We start from the raw sequence: 17,818 nt of genomic DNA, 5'->3' as shown, positions 1-17,818 counted from the left end.
TTAGAAAAACGGCAGAAATGCCGTTTTTTTGTTTTGAATTTAGCTTTGTTTTCCTTCGTGGTCACACGTTTGGTCACAGAAGGCCCTACTTTCTTGATGAACAATAAACGCCATGTTCTCTTTAATGAGGACACGACGTTTATTTTAGTTTTACTCCATGCTTTTAAGAAAGGCAGTCATTCAACCTATGAACTTGTTACTTGTGATCAAATCCGTTAAAGTCCCTGAGCATTCCGATAAAATTTTCAAGTTGTTCATCGTCCCATCTTGAAATGTGTTCGTAAAATACAAATTCTTTCTCTTTTAGAGCATCAATCGTCTTTTGTTGTCCAAGCTCAGTGAGGGATAGAAGTATTCCTCGACGATCATCAGGGGAGGCTTCCCTTTTCACATAACCCAAAAGCTCAAGTTGTTTGACGAGACGGCTAACCGAACTGCGATCCATAGCTGTTGATTCCGCCAGCATAGTGGCGCTTGTTGGGCCGTACGAGTAAAGCCAACGGATAATATGGAAACCCGCAGGTTGTATTGAAGGATCGAAACGTGCTGCAGTTTTGACATTTAGCGCATGTGAGGCGCTTATGAGGGCATTGATTTGCTCGCCGAGCCCCAGTTCCAATTGGCCTCTCGGCGTATTTTTGTGTCGATCATTATTCATCCTATTTCACCTAACCTTAATTGATAAAGTAAATCATTCAAGTTAATTAATTGACATATATCAATCAAAATAATATAGTTGATTTATATCAAGTATATGGCTGCGTCAGCTGTATGTCAAAACTTGAGACGGGTCTAACGGAGTAAAGCAATGAACGGCCCAATTACATTGACAATGACTATTCAGCACAAAGGAGAATTACCATGATGGCTAATCCGATTGTTGTAATAACTGGCGGAACGAGTGGTCTGGGGCAACTCGTTGCGATTGAATTGGCTAAACGTGGTACTCATCTTGTCATGACAGCCAGGAGCAAGGATCGCGCTGAAGCTACTAAAAAAATTATAAAAGATATGATGCCCTCAACAAAAGTAGACTTTTTTTTCGGGGACCTATCCTTAATGAAAGATGTCAGACGTATGGGGAACGAGATTTCAACTGCATACCCCAAAATAGATGTGCTTTTGAATAATGCAGGACTGCATGCATTCGAACAAAGGGTAACCTCCGAGGGATTTGCAGAAATGATAGCTGTGAACTATTTAGCACCGTGGTTATTGACGCACGCCTTACAGTATTCCTTGAAAAATGCAGGAAGCGCCAGAATTGTAAATGTTGCCTCTGAGGCTTCACGCAATCATGGTGAGCTTAAGCTCCCTGAGGATTTGACCAATATAGCTCCTTTTACTCCCAGAGGCTCGTCTGCAATATATGGGAAAACCAAGCTGTATAACATTATGTTTACTGGTGAACTGGCACGTCAATGGACTGGAACGGGGATCAGTGTTAATGCTCTGAATCCAGGGTTTAATGTTACAGGTCTTGGACGTGAGCTATGGTTTGCATCAATGCTTGAGCGTTTTTTGAATTTTTTTCATATTGGTGATCCACGCAGAGGAGCTGATATTATGACTCGTTTAATTGTGGATCCGCAGTACCAGGCAGTTACAGGAGGGTATTTTAATGTAGGAACCGGACATTCAATTGTACCTGTAGACCCCAGTGGAGATATTGCTATGCAAAATAAACTGTGGAATTGTACGAAAGAATTACTACAACAAAGAGGGCTTCTTAACAATATGACCTGATTTTATGGATTACCGCGGTAAACTGAGGACTGTTTTGTAAAAATCTAAGGTGGGGTTCACGTCAATTGAATCCGTAAAACTAACTAACGAGGGGCCTGAAAATTAGGAGAATAGCCGTATCATGGAAAAGGTTTGATCATTTATAGTATAGATATCGTTTTTATGCTATATAATTGGACTTTTTTGCTTAATACGATGCAGAGGACTGAAAAACGTTCCTCAATATTTTGTAATGGAGGCTTTGCTTGTGGATAACGTTGTCTCGGAATGGGCAGAGTCCCATTTTCCTTTATATACTGCTGACAGTATCCATTCGCTGTACAGCACCTCGAATTTTCCGATGTATAAGATTCATGAGAGTGTAACCGTGCTGATTGCAATTGCCAGCGGCAAAGGCATTCTCAGGATTAATGATCAAATGTACGAACTCATGGAAGGGAGTGTCATCCTTCTCCCAGCCCATAGCCATGCCGCTTTAATTACGAATCTCCAGCAACCACTTCATGCTTATAAGCTTTTAATCCGTACGCGAGAGCAGGCAAATTCTCTGCCCACAGGTGTAATGATGCGGAAAAGCGAGGTGGCCTCCAATGCCAATATTCAGTTTTTCCCTTACGAACCTGCGATTGTGGCCCATGTGGAGGATCTGTATATTCATCGTTTACCTGCTAGTGAAGCCCGTCATGTGCAAAATCAAATTATCTTTCACCAAATCATTCTTCAACTGTTGAAACAGCAGGAGGCCAAGTATGCTGCCAGTGAGCAGCCGTCGATGGAACACAGCATTACTTATTTGGAAAATCACTATAGCGAGAAAATAATGCGTGAGCAGTTGGCCGCGATTGCAGGCGTAAGCCGATCACATTATTCTATCCAGTTTAAGCAGCTTACCGGTTTTTCCCCGAACGAATACTTGTCGCGGCTGCGCGTTCACCGAGCCAAAGAACTGTTAATTAGCGGATCAGGCACGCTCCGGGAAATTGCAATGAAGGTAGGTTACAAGGATGAATTTTATCTAAGCCGTCGTTTTAAGCAGCATACAGGAGCATCACCTTCAAGCTACAACCGCGGATCATCCCAGCGTGTGGCTGTATTGCTCATACCTTACGCCAGCCATCTGTTGCTGCTTGGGTTGGAACCTGCTGTCACCATTTCGGAAAGCAGCGAATATGTGAAGACGAATGGTCTGGAGCCGCCGCAAACGATGAAGTTTATAAGCACGAACTGCTCTGCTGAACAGGTGAACTCGGTATTGCTCGATACCAACATTGAGTTGATCATTGCAGCCAAACAGCATTTGCACCAATATGGGCTGAATCCTGAGCATTTGCGAGTTGTAGCGCCTATCGTGGAAATTTCATGGATGGAAATGGGATGGAAAGAGCATCTGCGTCGTATCGCACATGCTGTTCAGAGGAGCGATCGGGCAGAGCAGTGGTTGGCTGCTTTTGAAAAGGAAGAACAGGCAGCCCGTTCACTGGTACAGCAATGCGCAGTCGCTCATGAAATTATAACGATTCTGGTGATTAAGCCGGATAAGCTGCTCGTTTACGGAGCGAGAAATGTCGGATATATTATCTATCAATCGCTTGGACTGCGGCCTCCTGAATTGATTGGGCAGGAGATGAAGAAGCGTGGGGACCAATTTCATTCTATTCCCATTGAGATATCCGAACTCGCAGCTTATGCCGGGTCGCAATTATTGGTTGCTATGTTTCCGGATGAGAAGGGCTCCACCGCACATAGTGAAATGATATTCAAGTCCTCCTATTGGAACAGCCTTCCCGCTGTACAGCGGAATAATGTACATCTGCTTGACCTGGATGAATGGTTGCCCTACAATCCGGTTTCTATTCGTTTGCAGCTTCAACGCGCGGTAGCTTTATTTACAAGTAACCAATAGTCCAAGTCATTTTCCAAACAAAAAGGCATGGCTCGGCGCATAGCGGTTCCATATAATTAGTTCATACAAATGAGAATGAATTTCATAATCAATGAAAGGGGTACTAAGTTTAAGATTAGCATCTCATGCACGATATGAAGACTCATTGAACATAGCGTTTTGAAAGGGAGAGAGTTATTTTATGAAAAAGCTTTTTATTCCGCTGGTACTTTTACTTGTGGTTGTATTGAGTGCTTGTGGCGGAAATCAAGCGAACCATGCCGAGAATGGTAAAAGTTCGTCCTCTGTGCCTTCTTCGGACTCGAAATCGAAATCTACCACATTCGTCTATCAATCCGAGAATGGACCCGTGGAGGTTCCGACCCATCCGCAACGCGTCGTTGTGCTTACCAGGTTCTTGACGGGTAACGTGATGGCGCTCGGTGTGCCTCTGGTCGGCGTGGACGAAATGTCCAAGACCAACCCGAATTTTGAAGAGAAGCTGAAAGGCGCAGAGGCGGTTACGGACGAAAGTCTGGAGAAGATCATCGAGTTGAATCCGGATCTTATTATCGGGCTTTCAGATATTAAGAACGTCGATAAATTTAAGCAAATCGCTCCTACTGTCACTTATACATATGGCAAGGTGGATTTCTTAACCCAGCAACGTGAAATCGGAAAATTGTTGAATAAAGAAAAAGAAGCACAAGCCTGGATCGATGATTTTACAGTCCGTGCCCAAAAAGCCGGAAAAGAAATCAAGGCGAAGATCGGTGCCAACGCGACGGTTTCGGTCATCGAGACATTCAATAAGCAGCTCTATGTCTATGGCGATAACTTTGGCCGTGGAACAGAAATTCTCTATCAGGAGTTCGGACTCACCATGCCGAAGAAAGTCAAGGAGGCGACCCAGAAAGAAGGTTATTTTGCCTTATCGTCTGAGGTTATGAAAGATTACTTGGGTGACTATGTCATTTTCAGTAAAAACGCGGATGAGGACAATTCGTTCCAGAATACCGAAACGTACAAGAATATTCCCGCGGTCAAGAATCAACATGTCTTCGAGGCTAACGCGAAGGCGTTCTACTTTAACGATCCACTGAGCATGGAATACCAATTGAAATTTTTCATTCAGCATTTTCTCGACCAGTAAACGTTGATCCCTATTTCGGGAATGCATCGCTTAGGGGCGTCTACGATTCAAAGCATGGCAACGATTTGTCTTTCGTTGTGAATCATTTTTATTCGATGCGAAGGAACTGGTTATTTAACAGTTTCTTCGCATATTTCATTAAAGAAGAGATGAGAGTCCGATGAAGATTAAACAACATGCCTTTCCTTTTGCGTATAAGCTCTTTGGCAGCGTGCTGGCGCTCATTTTTTGTTTCATCATTTCAATGATATTCGGTGCAGCGGAAACGACGCTCCACGACCTGTGGCTTGCTCTCACCTCGGGTACCAAGGAAGACAAGTTTCTCATCCTGCGTGAGATTCGGCTACCCCGCGAGCTGGCGGCTATGCTGGTCGGCGCCGCTTTTGCCGTGTCCGGTGCTATTATGCAGGGAGTTACCCGCAATCCGCTGGCCGATCCGGGCTTGCTGGGCCTGACTTCCGGCGCCAACATGGCGCTCGCGTTGGCTTTCGTATTCATACCGGGCATAAACTACTTCGGCATCATGGTGGCCTGCTTTCTCGGGGCCGCTCTGGGAGCAGTTTTGGTCATCGTCCTTAGCTCAATGCGCCGAGGCAACCTGTCCCCGATCCGAACCGTGCTGGCCGGAGCGGCAGTTTCTGCGTTTCTGTATGCCATTTCGGATGGCGTCAGTATCGCTTTCAAGATTTCAAAGGACGTATCCATGTGGACCGCTGGCGGCCTGATCGGAACGACGTGGGGACAACTTCAGGCCATTGCGCCGGTGATCCTTCTCGGAATTATGGTAGCTTTGATGTTTTCCAACCAACTGAGTATTCTCAGCTTGAGCGACGAGGTGGCGGCTGGATTGGGGCAAAATCTGATGTGGATTAAATCCATCCTGTTCGTCCTTGTGATTGTGATTACGGGTGCATCGGTCGCGCTTGTTGGAAACATGGCATTCGTGGGGCTGATGATTCCTCATATCGTCCGTAAAATGGTTGGCACCGATTATCGGCATATCCTGCCTTTCTCGACTTTTGTAGGAGCTACGTTCATGCTGCTTGCAGATACGCTGGGCCGCACGATTAATGCACCTTACGAGACGCCGGTGGCAGCGATCGTAGCGATGCTGGGCTTGCCCTTCTTTCTGCTCGTTGTGCGTAGAGGAGGTAAAGCTTTCTTATGATTCTGTCCGCTCTTGTTCGAAAACAACGCCTGATCCTGCTCGTCAGTTTAGGGCTAATTGTTCTAACCGCTATAGCCAGCATGGCCTGGGGATACTCGTCTTTGTCGTTTGACAGGCTGATCCCTGTTTTGTTCGGCCAAGGCACCTTCAAAGAAGAGTTTGTTCTGTTTTCCGTCCGACTGCCACGGATTTTTATTACATTGCTATCGGGCATGGCGCTTGCGTTGTCAGGCTCCATTCTGCAAAGTATCACCCGCAACGACTTGGCCGACCCAGGCATCATCGGCATTAATTCTGGCGCGGGCGTAGCCATTGCGTGCTTCTTTCTGTACTTCCCGATCGATGTCGGATCGTTCATTTATGTTTTGCCACTTGTCGCTTTTATTGGCGCATTGGTAACAGCAGCTTTGATCTATGTTTTCTCGTATAGCCGAACGAGCGGACTTGATCCCATCCGGCTTGTACTGGTGGGGGTTGGTTTCTCCCTTGCGCTGTCGGGGATCATGATTGTAATCATCTCCTCGGCTGAACGATCGAAGGTCGATTTTATCGCGAAATGGATTGCGGGCAATATATGGGGCACGGACTGGCCGTTCATTTGGGCACTGCTTCCTTGGCTGATCCTGCTTATACCGTTTACCTTGTACAAGTCTCAGCGGCTCAATCTTCTTGCTTTGAGCGAACCATCGGCGATTGGCGTCGGTCTGAAGCTTGAACGAGAACGCCTCGTTCTTATTCTGACGGCGGTCGCCGCGGCTGCATCTGCGGTATCTGTCACGGGCGGTATCGCGTTTATTGGGTTGATGGCCCCGCACATGGCCAAGGCACTGGTCGGGCCACGCAATCAGTTGTTCATTCCCGTCGCTGTTCTGCTTGGCGGCTGGCTGCTGTTAACCGCGGACACGATCGGTCGCAATCTCACAGATCCCGACGGTATTCCCGCAGGCATCATGGTGTCGTTAATCGGTGTGCCTTATTTTGCTTATTTACTGCTCAGGAAGTAGCTCCGACGCGTAGTCGGGTAGGTTAATTCAGGTAGTCCAGAGTTAGAGAGCTAGAGTCCCGCATTATCAATCCTTAAAAAACGGCAGAGATGTCGTTTTTTATTAGTTTATAAGTTCTGATTTCGAAGTACTACCATGACTGCGATTTCCAAGATAGGATACGTTGTATCTATGAGGAGATTGCAGTATCTTGTATTCAGTAAATTAAATAATCGGCGAGGATTTTCAAGTACTCATCATTCACCAATTTTCTGGGGGCAAATACGGCTGTTAAAAAAGTTAGAGATTTTGAATGTGCGACTTTTTCATTCATCATGGAATGGTCGGCTTCAGGTAGATGGATGACGGACAGCAGCTCTGAAGGCACCTTCTGTCGATATACTCGTTCAGTATCTTTTACATCAACGTTAATATCTTTTCCAGCCAGAACCAAGAGTACAGGAGAATTAAAGTAGCCTAATTCTTCGGTGGAATCAGACCGGAAATTTTTGCCTATAAAGCTCCATCTTTCTTTGGAAATCAAATTGTCTGGGTTGGCTATTTTCAGGTATTCTTCATAAGAAGCTTGTTTTTTTAGTAATTGCAAAATCTGTTGATTGTAGTCCAATCTCTTTGTAATTTTTTGCGGAGTAGCCCCTTCCTGTTCCATCTCTTTTCTGGTGTTAAATTGCCCTTGTGTAATCCAGTTCACGGCCGGCGATACAAGGATGCTGAAAGCAATATTGTGCTCCTTTTTAACGATCTTAGGAATGACCCATCCTGCTTGACTGGCTCCCCATAGGCCGATTTTCTGCTTATCGATCATCGGTAAGGTACTCGCCCAGTCTATTGCATATCGGATCTCCTGTGCCCGGTCCTCCATGCTTTGATCCAGCCAATTTCCAGGAGCGCCATTAATACCGGGCTTATTTAAGGATAAGGAGGCGTAACCCTTGGAAGCGAACCTTTCCCACAGTGGTTTGTATCCATCATCATATGTGTCATTGATAGGACCATCCCCATGGACAAAAACAACCAGTCCAACCTTTCCCGAGTAGTCCTTAGGCAAAGCTAATGTACCCGTTAATACCCCTTTAGGAGTCGTAATTTGTATTTTTTCTTCCGTCATCTTGTAGGAATCTTGATATAGAATAATCAATATTAAGGCAACAGCTAGACCTGACGCAATACCAAGGATAAGCTTGGATGTTCTTTTCAAAGGTGTTCTCTCCTCGAATGCAGTTTAGTTTCTTTCCAAGTCATCAGATGCCATACAGGCTCCTTGAACCAAAAATGTCGCAATCCATTGCATTTGGATTGTTCTACTTCAAACGCTAGTTTCTGATACAAACGGATGGCCCCCTGGTTCTTATGCTCTACATGAAGCGTCAACACATGAAAACCGGATTCAACCGTAAATTGCTGTGCGAAAGCTAGAAAACGTCGTCCTATTCCCTGATTACGATGACTTGAGCGAATCGCCAAATGATCAATATAGCACTCATCTGAGGCAGGCTTATATTCCAGCGCATGCATACCTGTCAAAAATTTAAATACATTGAAGCAGCCAAACTGTTTTATGAGCGGAGCCCAAGAAATGGGTTTTGTTTTAGGGAGCGAAGAGGAAGGTGCTTTCCATTTGAGGGAGAGAACACCGACAACTTCTTGGTTCTCTTTAACTACAAATTGCTTCATAGTTGAAGGATTAGGGTCTTGAACCCAGACCTTCATGAGTAGCTGCTGTATATCCTGATCTTCCAGTGTAACAAGAGCTTGAAATTTAGTTTTAAATGATTCCACTAAGAGCTTACATACAGCTTCATAATCTTGCTTTTGATAAGCAACAATGTCAATTGATTCTGGACTCATGTAACTGCCTCCCGCACTCTAAGAAGTTTATTTTACTTTTACTTGAATCTCATATTGCAGCTTGTTGTTGTCGAACATGGATAGGTAGGATTTTTCTACTAGAATAATCTTGCTTTGGCACTTATATTGGTGCTGAGTGACATAGCGCTCCAATTGTTGGATTTCATACTCAATCTCGTCGTCTTCAGTGACGGAAAAATTCTTATAAAGATAGCTGCCTTCTTCCAGAATATAGTCAGCTGTATCTGTCGTTTCATAGCATAGCTTCACTTGTCCAGAGCCAGATAGATAATGCAGATCATTTTCAAATAACTGAGGTGGAACGGGTCGTTGTTCGAATAAATCCCTGGCAGTGAGCTCTTGATCTCTCTCAAATGCAAACCACAGCTTTAAATGTCGGGGACCTATTAGCCTAATCTGATACTCATTGTCCTGATGAGTGAGGCTATGATGTTCTTTTAGCACTTTGTGGATAAACTGTTCGAGCAACTTCAAATTAGCTATTTCATCCTGTACCCTCTGCAGCGAATCCTCTAAAAGCTGGTTGTAATCATCGGCAGCGTAGGAAGTCATGCATTTTTCAATCTGACCCACAGAGACATTTAATTTACGTAGCAATAAAATATGGGAAAGCTGATAAATTTCATGAAGCCCGTACATTCGATATTGATTTTTTTCTGTGTATGACGGATACAGGATCCCCTTTTCTTCAAAATATCGCAGTTGATGTACAGATACATTCATAAGCTGTGAAAGCTGGCTGATCGTAATGTGTTCTTTCAATGACAAGACTCCTTATGGTGTAGTTGAATAACTTCACTATAAACCTTAGGTCAGACCTAAGGTCAATAGCAAATTGAGGACAGCAAAGGAAGAGCAAATGAACGAACATAAATGATTTACCTGTCAGTGATAACCCGTTATAATCATAAGATTAGTGAGCATAAACAAGATGCTTAGGATGAAGGTTAGAATGGGGAAATCATGTTGAAGACTTTCAAAAAGGTATATATTGAAATTACAAGTATCTGTAATCTCGCTTGCAGCTTTTGCCCTCAGACGCAGCGTGTTAAAAAATTTATTGATCCGGAAATTTTTCGCGACGTTCTTGACCAGGTCAAGCCGCATACGGATTTCATTTATTTGCATGTAAAAGGAGAGCCGTTGCTCCATCCGAAGATTGATCTTTTGCTGGAGAGCGCTCATGAAAAAGGATTGAAAGTGAATATTACCACCAACGGCACTTTGCTGCCCAAAACCGGACATAAGCTGTTGGGTCAATCTGCGCTACGGCAGATGAATTTTTCGCTTCACAGCTTTGACGGGCATGAAGGCTCGGTAGATCGGGAAGGGTATTTGGGCAATATTTTTACGTTTGTAAGGGAAGCTGTGAAGCATAATGTCATTATCTCGTTCCGTCTCTGGAACCTGACTCAAGATAATTTGACTAATGTGCAGCGTCAGCGCAACCGTGAGACACTTGAGCGACTGGAGCAGGAGTTTGGGCTGGACTACCGGATTGAGGAAAAGGTTATACCTGGGAGTGGGATTAAAATTGCCCCCAACGTTTATTTGAATCAGGATCACGAATTTGAATGGCCTAGCCTGAGTGCCCCGGAGGATGATGGCAAAGGCTTTTGCCATGCGCTTCGCAGCCAGGCGGCGGTATTGGTGGACGGAACAGTTGTCCCTTGCTGTCTGGATGGGGAAGGCGTTATTAATTTAGGTAACGTGCATGAGCAATCTTTTTCCGACATTGTTGAAGGGGAGCGTGCAAATCGCTTGTACTTCGGGTTCTCCAAGAGAGAAGCGGTGGAAGAGCTGTGCCGCAAATGCGGGTACCGTAAACGATTTGGAACATAATAGACATTTGGCGAGTGCAGATTTCGAATCTCTGACAAATCGCTATCCCCGTTTTGAGCTTGGCCCATAGGAAAAGCCTCTAAATACCAAGGATTGATTGGTGTTTAGCGGCTTTTTTACGTACGTAAAACATGTTTACATTCAACTGTTAACCAGTGCTTTGGCGTGCTGTTTGCCTGCCGAGAGAAGGCTGTCGCTCAGTTCAGGATCATTAACTGAACGTGCAAGCACAAGAGAACCGACCATGCTGCTGAACAACGCGCTACCTTTGGACAGATCCATTCCTGCCAAACGGGAGATAAACGTAATCATTCGTGTCAGCTCCTGCGTGAATATCTGCCGGATTTCTTCGGAAGAACGGGCTATGTCTACGGAAAGAGCAGGAATAATACAGCCCATTTCTGTTTGATCACGGTGATGGATGCTTAAATAGTAGTCGATGATAACATTAATTTTGGGATCTTGCTCTTCTTGGTCAACAGCCTTCTGAAGAAGTGCGAGGGTATCACTGACAGCATAGCGACAGGCTTCGGCGACTAGCTCTTCTTTGTTGTCAAAGTGTGAATAGAACCCGCCGTGAGTTAATCCGGCCCCTTTCATAATAAAGGGCACACTTACATCGTGGATACCGTTGGCGCGAAAAGCCTGGGCAGCACTTTCAACGATCTTACTCCGCACTTTCATCTTATGGCCTTTTGGATAAGGCATTGTAATCACTCCAAGGCTTCATAATGCTAACTTCAAAATATTATAATCATCATAATTAAACGTGTCAATTGTTCTTCTTGCAACGACTACCTCAGCATGGCTGATCACGACTATTGACGTATACAAAATATGATGACTATAATATATTATAATCATCATATTTAAATCAGGCAATTTTAAAGGGAGGCATCAGGTTATGAGCAAGCTTGAATCTGTAGATACCCTGGTCATTGGATCAGGTCCGGGAGGCTATGTGGCGGCAGAGCGTTCTTCTCAGCTTGGAATGAAGACAGCGATTGTCGAACGCAGTCAGCTAGGTGGAGTCTGCACGCATGTAGGCTGCATTCCATCCAAAGCTTTGATTGCCGAAGCACATCGCTATGAGGTACTCAGGCAGTTAAATCAGGCCGATACAGCAGCGTCATTCGTGAATGCTCAGGCCTTAAAGCAGGCGGTTGTAAATAAGCAGGCAGGCGGAGTCGGCTATTTAATGAAAACGGCAGGTGTGAGTATTCTGGAAGGGGAGGCAAGCTTGGTTGACGAGCATACAGCCATCATCAAGCAAAATGGAGCGGAACAAACGATATCCTTTAAGCATGCCATATTGGCAACCGGTTCCCGCCCAATCGAGCTGAAAGCATTTCCGTTCGGCGGACGTATTTTGTCCTCTACAGAGGCGCTTTCGCTTCCAGAGGCTCCGACCAGTCTGGTCGTGATAGGCGGTGGATATATTGGCGTCGAGCTTGGACAGATGTATGCCAAATTTGGAACAAAGGTAACGATTCTGGAGGGAGGAGAACGGATATTGCCGGGGTTTGAGGCGGATCTTGTGGCCCCTGTTGTCAAGCAGTTGAAAACAGATGGTGTAAACATCGTAACTAGGGCGACAGCCGAAAACGTCGTGCAGAATGCGAATACCATTACGCTGCATTATTCAAAAGATCAGGAGCAGCATCATGTTACCGCAGAGTTTGTATTAGTTACTGTAGGCAGAAAACCCAATACAGATGGCAGGTTAGGACTGGAGCACATTGGCTTGCCAGTGACGAGCAGGGGGCTGATCGAGACAGACGAGCAGTGTAGAACAGCTATTCCGCATATTTTTGCCATTGGAGATATTACGGAGGGTCCAGCGCTTGCCCATAAAGCTTCCTATGAAGCGAAGATTGCGGCAGAAGCGATAGCAGGTCAAGCTGCCAAAGTGGATTATAAAGCCATACCGCTGGTTGTCTTTTCTGAACCGGAGTTGGCTAGTGTTGGCCTAAGTGAAACAGAAGCCAAGGAAAAAGCCTTACCGATTATCATTGGCAGAGCTTCTTTTTCGATTAACGGCAGAGCATTGGCACTAAGGGCAGCAGAGGGGTATATCAAAATCGTAGCAAAGCAGGACTCGGGAATCCTACTGGGGGCGCAAATTGTGGGTGTCGAAGCGTCAACACTCATTTCGGAGCTTGCTCTAGCCATCGAAATGGGCGCAACCGTAGAAGACTTGGCTCTAACCATTCATCCCCATCCCACACTGGGAGAAGTAATTATGGAGGCTGCGGAGAACGCGGTCAGAAAAATGGATAGTACAAAGTAAAGGCTCCGTAAGAATCACTTCATTGCCTGTGAGAATGATTATCAACTATAATGGGTTATAGTTTGAATCTGAATGCGATCAGGTACGTGGATGGTTTGGATCGGGGGCTGGACAAAAGCAATGCAATTAAATGATCACATCTTGCTCTGGAATCATGTTTTTATACAAGTGATGGATGTTCGTCATAAGAAAATGGGTAAAGGGGAGGAGTTGCGAACCTATAGACTTCCGGCCAGTGCGTTCTTGTATACTCTGCGCGGAAGTGCGCGAGTGCGGCTGGACGACAGCATTCATAGGGTGGGGCGTTTCCATGTGCTGCATGGGGGAAAAGGGATGTGCCTAAGTATCATTACGGAAGATGTGCTTGAATATTACATCATTCTGTACAAGGCAACGTTGGCCCTGCCCGGTCGCAAGGAGATTGCACAATTGTTGGAAAAGGAGAATCCTTTTCAGAATCAGTATGCTTTCGCACCTCATTATCCGCTGCCTTTGTATGATAAAGTGAAGCTGTTGGAGCAAGAATGGCGCGAGGCTTCCGAACTTGGTAAACTGCATGTCAAAGCTTTATTTCATCAATTTGTATATGAGCTGTTGCAGCAGTTGTATCGACAAGGCATTGAACCCCTTAAGCCCGACCTGGTAGCGCAGGCTGTAGCTTATATTCGTGAGCATTCTAGCCGATCTTTGACACTTGAGTCCATTGCAGAGGAACTGGAGTGCAGCGCTGGGCATCTATCGAGGCTGTTCAAGAATAAAATGCACACCAGTCCGATTCATTACTTGGGTCAGGTACGGACAGATCGAGCAGTTCAGCTTTTAATGCAGACGGATGCCACTTTACAGGAAATTGCGGAGAGTGTGGGGTATTCGGATGCTCATTCATTAAGCCGCAGCTTCAAGAAATATAAGGGATTATCTCCCGTACGATTCAAAAAAGAGCGGCAGCATCATTTCGGGAAGCAAGATCAGGATATGCACCAAACGATGCTAAAATATGCCCTTCAGCAGACACCTTTCACACGTTATACTGATATTGATTATCAATATCGGTATAACGCGGAGGGAGATTTATTTATGCACGGAAGAGTCAAAATAACGGCTATGATGATTATGCTGTGTTTATCATTGATGCTGGGAGCTTGTTCCGCTCCTACAAATACAAATGGAAGCTCGCAAATAGAGGCTAATCCTACAACGACATCATCCAATGAGGATGGACAAGCAACGGTACAAGCAAAAACAAGAATAGTATCGACACTAAAAGGGGATGTAGAAGTACCTGCAAACCCGAAACGAGTTGCATCTGATCAGTATATGGGTCATCTTTTGAAACTGGGGATTATTCCGATAGGAGTCAGAAGCTTTATGCTGAATGAGGCTTGGATTGATAAATCGGGATATCCAAAAGAGAAGTTGGCCGGAATTAAGGATCTTGGCGAATTCCCTATGAATTTGGAGAAGCTGACGGTTCTGCAACCGGATTTAATTATAGGTTCGATAGAAAAAAATATCGACAGCTACCAAAAGGTTGGAACAACCGTGTTCCTGCCATATTGGGAGGGCGAATCTACAGCGGGGCCGCTGGATAAATTCCGCAGAATCAGTGAAATCTTTGGCAAGCAGAAAGAAGCGGAGCAGTGGATCACTGAATATGAGAAGAAAGTCGCAGAGGCCAGAAAGAAAATTGACGGTATCGTTAAAGATGGTGAGACGGTTTCCATCGTGCAAGTCGCGAATAAATCAGTATATGTTTTAGCGGCGAAAGGCGGCAACTACGGAAGTCCAACCATTTATCAGATGCTAAAGCTGCCACCTACGAAGAAAGCTTTAAACATGAAAGAAGGATTCGAAAGTATTTCGCTTGAGGTTTTGCCTGAGTATACAGGGGATCATATCTTTGTATATGGTTCTGAAGATGAAGGGGCCAGTCAAGTTCTAAATAGTGAGCTGTGGAAAGGCCTTCCGGCTGTAAAAAAAGGACAGGTTTATATGTATGGCTCATTCAGCGAAAAGGGCGATGAGTTTGTCATGGAAGATCCTTATTCGCTGGAGCTTCAACTCGACACTATCGTGAATATCCTATTAGCCCACAAAAAATAAAGTTTTATATAACTTTAAAAAATCGTCCCTTGGCCTGATTCGTGCAGAACGTGTAACATACATTTCCGATAAATCATTTGGTTCATAGAGAAATAAACCGCTAAATATGAGGGGAAACCCTGTGCTTGGCGGTTTTTTTATGGTTATTTTATGATAAGTCAGCTCAGTCGCATATAGTAGTTGTCACTATAACGTTGTTGACAGCGGTTGAGGAGGCGCTAGAGTTGAATTTGATCACCTCAATGACTACCGTTGTGCCGACAATCAAGCTAGTATTTATGATTCACCACAATTCAATGCTTTTGGGATTGTTGTATGGATGAAGCAATAAAAAATAGTGAGTTTCCTCACATAAAACGACATATTCCGACACCGGAATGCCATATTCTAGCAAGTGTTGATAGGCTATAATCGTAGCAGTGACAACAGATTGTCACTAAAATTTATTAGAGTCAGGATCGGTGGTTCAAATAATGAAGCTGGCAACAAAATTAACTTGGATGATGCTCGTCATGTTTTTTCTCGTAGGATCCTCCATTGGATACTTCGGATATCGTACCGCTTACCATCAAGTGGATGAAGCTGCAGGGATCGAGCTGGTGGGCTGCGCCAATATTACGACTGGCCTTATAGATCCTAAGGATATATCAGCTCTGGTCAGTGGAGATAATAGCAAACTTGCTGCCGTTGAAGACCGGATAGGCTGGATCGTGGCACATAAGCCTATTTTTAAAGAGGCTTTCATTCTCTCTCTGGATGGAAAAATTCTCGCCGCCGATGCCAACTTCAAGCAAAGAGGCTATCAAGCTGGCGATTCCTTCTACTTCACGGACGAAGACAAGGAAATGATAACTACTATGAAGCATTCCGCATACTCCAAGGTTTATACATATGAAGGAACCTCGCTCAAAACCGGATATGGCCCCATTTATCAGGACCATGATCCCACCAAGCCCATTGTTGCACTGATGGCTATCAATTTTGACGGCTCATTAATTCAGGAACGGACGTTGGATATTATTGTTCAGCCCTTCATTATTGGCGGCTCCATCTTCATCGTGGCTATCCTTGTCGCTTACCTGTTGATTCGCCGTATGGTAAGTCCGCTTACCAAGCTGTCAACCTCTGTGAACACTATTACAAAGGGCGACCTTACCCATGAACCGCTTCTCTTCAAAAGCAAGGATGAAATCGGGAATCTGGCCCGCGACTTCAACGATATGACAATGAACCTGCGCAACCTGATTACTCAGGTCAATGACACCTCCATGCTGGTCGCTTCTTCCTCCCAGGAGCTGTCTGCCAGCGCCCAGGCAACGAACCGTGCCGGAGAGCACGGTGTGAATGTTACGATTGAGCTGGCCGATGGGGCGCATACCCAACTGCAAAACCTGGAAGGAAGCTATAAAGCCGTTCAGGATATGTCACGCTTCATCAGCGATATTGCCGGCAATGCGGTCATCGCGATGAACAAAGCCGCCGATAATGTTCAGAAAGCGCGTCTTGGCCGGGAATCGATGCATTCCACCACCTCCCAAATGGGAGTTGTGAGCGAAAGCATCGGCGATCTCTCAAGCATTATTGATACGCTTAGCAGTCATTCCAAGGAGATTGAGAACATCGTCGGCACCATCGCCAGTATCGCCGAGGAGACCAACTTGCTGTCGCTGAATGCGGCGATAGAAGCTGCGCGCGCCGGAGAAGATGGTCGGGGTTTTGCCGTTGTCGCTGGCGCCGTCCGCAAGCTGGCCGAACGTTCGGCCATATCCGCCAGACAAATCAGCGAGCTGGTCAGTCTGATTATCCCCCAAATCGATAAGGCGGGAGAAACTATGAAGCGTTCCACGGACGAAATGCTGCAGGGCAAGGAGCTGATCATATCGGCCGGACGCTCCTTCTCTGAGATCGAAGTTTCCGTATCCGATATGTCTGCCCAAAGCGAGCAAATATCAGCCACAGTCCGGGAGCTGGTGCTGATCTGCGAAGGGCTCGTTGAAGCCATTCAGAATATCGTTACGGTCTCTAATCATACAGCTGAAGGAGCGGAGTCCCTGTCCGCCTCTTCGGAGCAACAGCTTGCCGCCATGCAAGAAGTGGAATCCTCCGCAGCGCTCCTCTCCTCACTGGCCGAGAAGCTGCAGGTTTTGGTGGAGAACTTCAAGATTTAGGTTTCGTGCAGAACGTGTATACATTTCCGATAAATTATTTGGTTCATAGAGAAATAAACCGCTAAATACGAGGGGAAACCCTGTATTTGGCGGTTTTTTTATGATGAGTCAGCTCAGTCACTTATGATAGTCGTCACTGTGACGTTGTTGACAGAGGTTGAGGAGGCTCTAGTGTTGAAATTGATCACCTTAATGACTACCGTTACGCCAACAATCAAGCCTGTATTTATGATTAGATTAGCAGTGGAAAGCGTTGTTAACCCGCCTCGCTGCAACGTCCCATTTATAAATACATTATAGTATCCGCTACTGGTGGGAACGATAAGTCCGTTTGCCGCGACTGAAGTACCACTATCATTTGTAAAACTTTGTGCCGGTATGGTGGTCACTCCTCCTAAAATGTTTCCAAGCACCACAGTAGCTGTGTAACGATTGACGATTGGAGTGATATTAATATTCGTTGTGACAGCTATGCTTCCAGAAACGATGCTGTCTGCTTTCAGATAGATTCGGATAATAGACATAGAATTTCTCCATTCCTAATATTCCAGATATATCTCATAGTTTATGTGTATCATCTGGATATGGATTGG

At 45.3% G+C, this 17,818-nt stretch carries 15 protein-coding genes; 9 read left to right on the top strand and 6 right to left on the bottom strand.

Annotation, left to right across the window (positions count from 1 at the left end; genetic code table 11):
• Positions 1 to 196: 196 nt before the first annotated feature.
• Positions 197 to 658 carry a MarR family winged helix-turn-helix transcriptional regulator gene (locus ABH897_RS03050; protein ID WP_283655383.1) on the bottom strand — a complete coding sequence of 154 codons (462 nt, stop codon included), beginning with the start codon at positions 656 to 658 and terminating at the stop codon, positions 197 to 199.
• Between the two features lie 203 nt (positions 659 to 861).
• Between ABH897_RS03050 and ABH897_RS03045 the strand changes: the two genes are divergently transcribed.
• From ABH897_RS03045 to ABH897_RS03025, 5 genes are all read left to right on the top strand, one after another.
• Positions 862 to 1,746 carry an SDR family NAD(P)-dependent oxidoreductase gene (locus ABH897_RS03045; RefSeq protein ID WP_404591166.1) on the top strand — a complete coding sequence of 295 codons (885 nt, stop codon included), beginning with the start codon at positions 862 to 864 and terminating at the stop codon, positions 1,744 to 1,746.
• Between the two features lie 247 nt (positions 1,747 to 1,993).
• The gene (locus tag ABH897_RS03040) at positions 1,994 to 3,649 is read left to right on the top strand and encodes a helix-turn-helix domain-containing protein (protein ID WP_283655385.1); all 1,656 of its coding nucleotides are present in this window, start codon (positions 1,994 to 1,996) and stop codon (positions 3,647 to 3,649) included.
• Between the two features lie 181 nt (positions 3,650 to 3,830).
• Positions 3,831 to 4,781 carry an iron-hydroxamate ABC transporter substrate-binding protein gene (locus tag ABH897_RS03035; RefSeq protein WP_404520681.1) on the top strand — a complete coding sequence of 317 codons (951 nt, stop codon included), beginning with the start codon at positions 3,831 to 3,833 and terminating at the stop codon, positions 4,779 to 4,781.
• 160 nt (positions 4,782 to 4,941) lie between these two features.
• Positions 4,942 to 5,949, top strand: coding sequence for a FecCD family ABC transporter permease (locus ABH897_RS03030; protein WP_404580161.1), 1,008 nt, complete (start codon positions 4,942 to 4,944; stop codon positions 5,947 to 5,949).
• A complete protein-coding gene (locus tag ABH897_RS03025) occupies positions 5,946 to 6,953 on the top strand; it encodes a FecCD family ABC transporter permease (RefSeq protein WP_283655388.1) in 1,008 nt (335 codons plus the stop codon). Before ABH897_RS03030 ends, ABH897_RS03025 begins: the two co-directional genes overlap by 4 nt.
• 196 nt (positions 6,954 to 7,149) lie before the next feature.
• On the opposite strand, the gene ABH897_RS03020 is transcribed toward ABH897_RS03025, so the two are convergent.
• Genes ABH897_RS03020 through ABH897_RS03010 form a run of 3 tightly spaced genes read right to left on the bottom strand, consistent with a single transcriptional unit; the run spans position 7,150 to position 9,584 of the window.
• Positions 7,150 to 8,151, bottom strand: a complete 1,002-nt coding sequence (locus ABH897_RS03020) for an alpha/beta hydrolase family protein (protein WP_404591164.1) — start codon at positions 8,149 to 8,151, stop codon at positions 7,150 to 7,152.
• On the bottom strand, positions 8,148 to 8,801 hold the full coding sequence (locus tag ABH897_RS03015) for a GNAT family N-acetyltransferase (protein ID WP_404580162.1): 654 nt from the start codon (positions 8,799 to 8,801) through the stop codon (positions 8,148 to 8,150). Before ABH897_RS03015 ends, ABH897_RS03020 begins: the two co-directional genes overlap by 4 nt.
• Positions 8,802 to 8,828: 27 nt before the next feature.
• The gene (locus tag ABH897_RS03010) at positions 8,829 to 9,584 is read right to left on the bottom strand and encodes a helix-turn-helix domain-containing protein (protein WP_404591161.1); all 756 of its coding nucleotides are present in this window, start codon (positions 9,582 to 9,584) and stop codon (positions 8,829 to 8,831) included.
• A 201-nt stretch (positions 9,585 to 9,785) separates the two neighbouring features.
• Here ABH897_RS03010 and ABH897_RS03005 point away from each other — a divergent pair, with 201 nt between their 5' ends.
• Positions 9,786 to 10,664 carry a radical SAM/SPASM domain-containing protein gene (locus ABH897_RS03005; protein WP_404520677.1) on the top strand — a complete coding sequence of 293 codons (879 nt, stop codon included), beginning with the start codon at positions 9,786 to 9,788 and terminating at the stop codon, positions 10,662 to 10,664.
• A 141-nt stretch (positions 10,665 to 10,805) separates the two neighbouring features.
• Here the strand turns inward: ABH897_RS03005 and ABH897_RS03000 are convergent, their stop codons facing one another.
• Complete coding sequence (locus ABH897_RS03000) at positions 10,806 to 11,372, bottom strand: TetR/AcrR family transcriptional regulator (RefSeq protein WP_404580163.1); 567 nt, start codon at positions 11,370 to 11,372, stop codon at positions 10,806 to 10,808.
• A gap of 196 nt (positions 11,373 to 11,568) precedes the next feature.
• Here ABH897_RS03000 and lpdA point away from each other — a divergent pair, with 196 nt between their 5' ends.
• From lpdA to ABH897_RS02985, 3 genes are all read left to right on the top strand, one after another.
• Positions 11,569 to 12,954, top strand: a complete 1,386-nt coding sequence (lpdA, locus tag ABH897_RS02995; protein WP_404591159.1) for a dihydrolipoyl dehydrogenase — start codon at positions 11,569 to 11,571, stop codon at positions 12,952 to 12,954.
• A 72-nt stretch (positions 12,955 to 13,026) separates the two neighbouring features.
• Positions 13,027 to 15,057, top strand: a complete 2,031-nt coding sequence (locus ABH897_RS02990; protein WP_404591158.1) for an AraC family transcriptional regulator — start codon at positions 13,027 to 13,029, stop codon at positions 15,055 to 15,057.
• A 473-nt stretch (positions 15,058 to 15,530) separates the two neighbouring features.
• Entirely contained in the window at positions 15,531 to 17,225 is a 1,695-nt protein-coding gene (locus ABH897_RS02985; RefSeq protein WP_404591156.1) for a methyl-accepting chemotaxis protein, read from the top strand.
• Between the two features lie 113 nt (positions 17,226 to 17,338).
• Here ABH897_RS02985 and ABH897_RS02980 read toward each other — a convergent pair whose 3' ends face one another.
• Positions 17,339 to 17,749: a DUF4183 domain-containing protein gene (locus ABH897_RS02980; protein ID WP_404591154.1), complete on the bottom strand. Its 411-nt coding sequence runs from the start codon at positions 17,747 to 17,749 to the stop codon at positions 17,339 to 17,341.
• Positions 17,750 to 17,818: the final 69 nt, after the last annotated feature.

Origin of the sequence: Paenibacillus sp. RC73 (genome assembly GCF_044908085.1) — a bacterium.
GTDB lineage: Bacteria > Bacillota > Bacilli > Paenibacillales > Paenibacillaceae > Paenibacillus > Paenibacillus terrae_A.
The sequence above is the reverse complement of the archived record's forward strand: the minus strand, read 5'-3'. Positions and strand labels throughout refer to the sequence as shown.

Excerpts from the sequence above, each read along its gene's own strand:
- ABH897_RS03050 (WP_283655383.1), bottom strand. The coding sequence starts at position 658 with ATGAATAATGATCGACACAAAAATACGCCGAGAGGCCAATTGGAACTG.
- ABH897_RS03045 (WP_404591166.1), top strand. The coding sequence starts at position 862 with ATGATGGCTAATCCGATTGTTGTAATAACTGGCGGAACGAGTGGTCTG.
- ABH897_RS03035 (WP_404520681.1), top strand. The coding sequence starts at position 3,831 with ATGAAAAAGCTTTTTATTCCGCTGGTACTTTTACTTGTGGTTGTATTG.
- ABH897_RS03030 (WP_404580161.1), top strand. The coding sequence starts at position 4,942 with ATGAAGATTAAACAACATGCCTTTCCTTTTGCGTATAAGCTCTTTGGC.
- ABH897_RS03025 (WP_283655388.1), top strand. The coding sequence starts at position 5,946 with ATGATTCTGTCCGCTCTTGTTCGAAAACAACGCCTGATCCTGCTCGTC.
- ABH897_RS03015 (WP_404580162.1), bottom strand. The coding sequence starts at position 8,801 with ATGAGTCCAGAATCAATTGACATTGTTGCTTATCAAAAGCAAGATTAT.
- ABH897_RS03005 (WP_404520677.1), top strand. The coding sequence starts at position 9,786 with ATGTTGAAGACTTTCAAAAAGGTATATATTGAAATTACAAGTATCTGT.
- ABH897_RS03000 (WP_404580163.1), bottom strand. The coding sequence starts at position 11,372 with ATGCCTTATCCAAAAGGCCATAAGATGAAAGTGCGGAGTAAGATCGTT.
- lpdA (WP_404591159.1), top strand. The coding sequence starts at position 11,569 with ATGAGCAAGCTTGAATCTGTAGATACCCTGGTCATTGGATCAGGTCCG.
- ABH897_RS02990 (WP_404591158.1), top strand. The coding sequence starts at position 13,027 with ATGCGATCAGGTACGTGGATGGTTTGGATCGGGGGCTGGACAAAAGCA.
- ABH897_RS02985 (WP_404591156.1), top strand. The coding sequence starts at position 15,531 with ATGAAGCTGGCAACAAAATTAACTTGGATGATGCTCGTCATGTTTTTT.
- ABH897_RS02980 (WP_404591154.1), bottom strand. The coding sequence starts at position 17,749 with ATGTCTATTATCCGAATCTATCTGAAAGCAGACAGCATCGTTTCTGGA.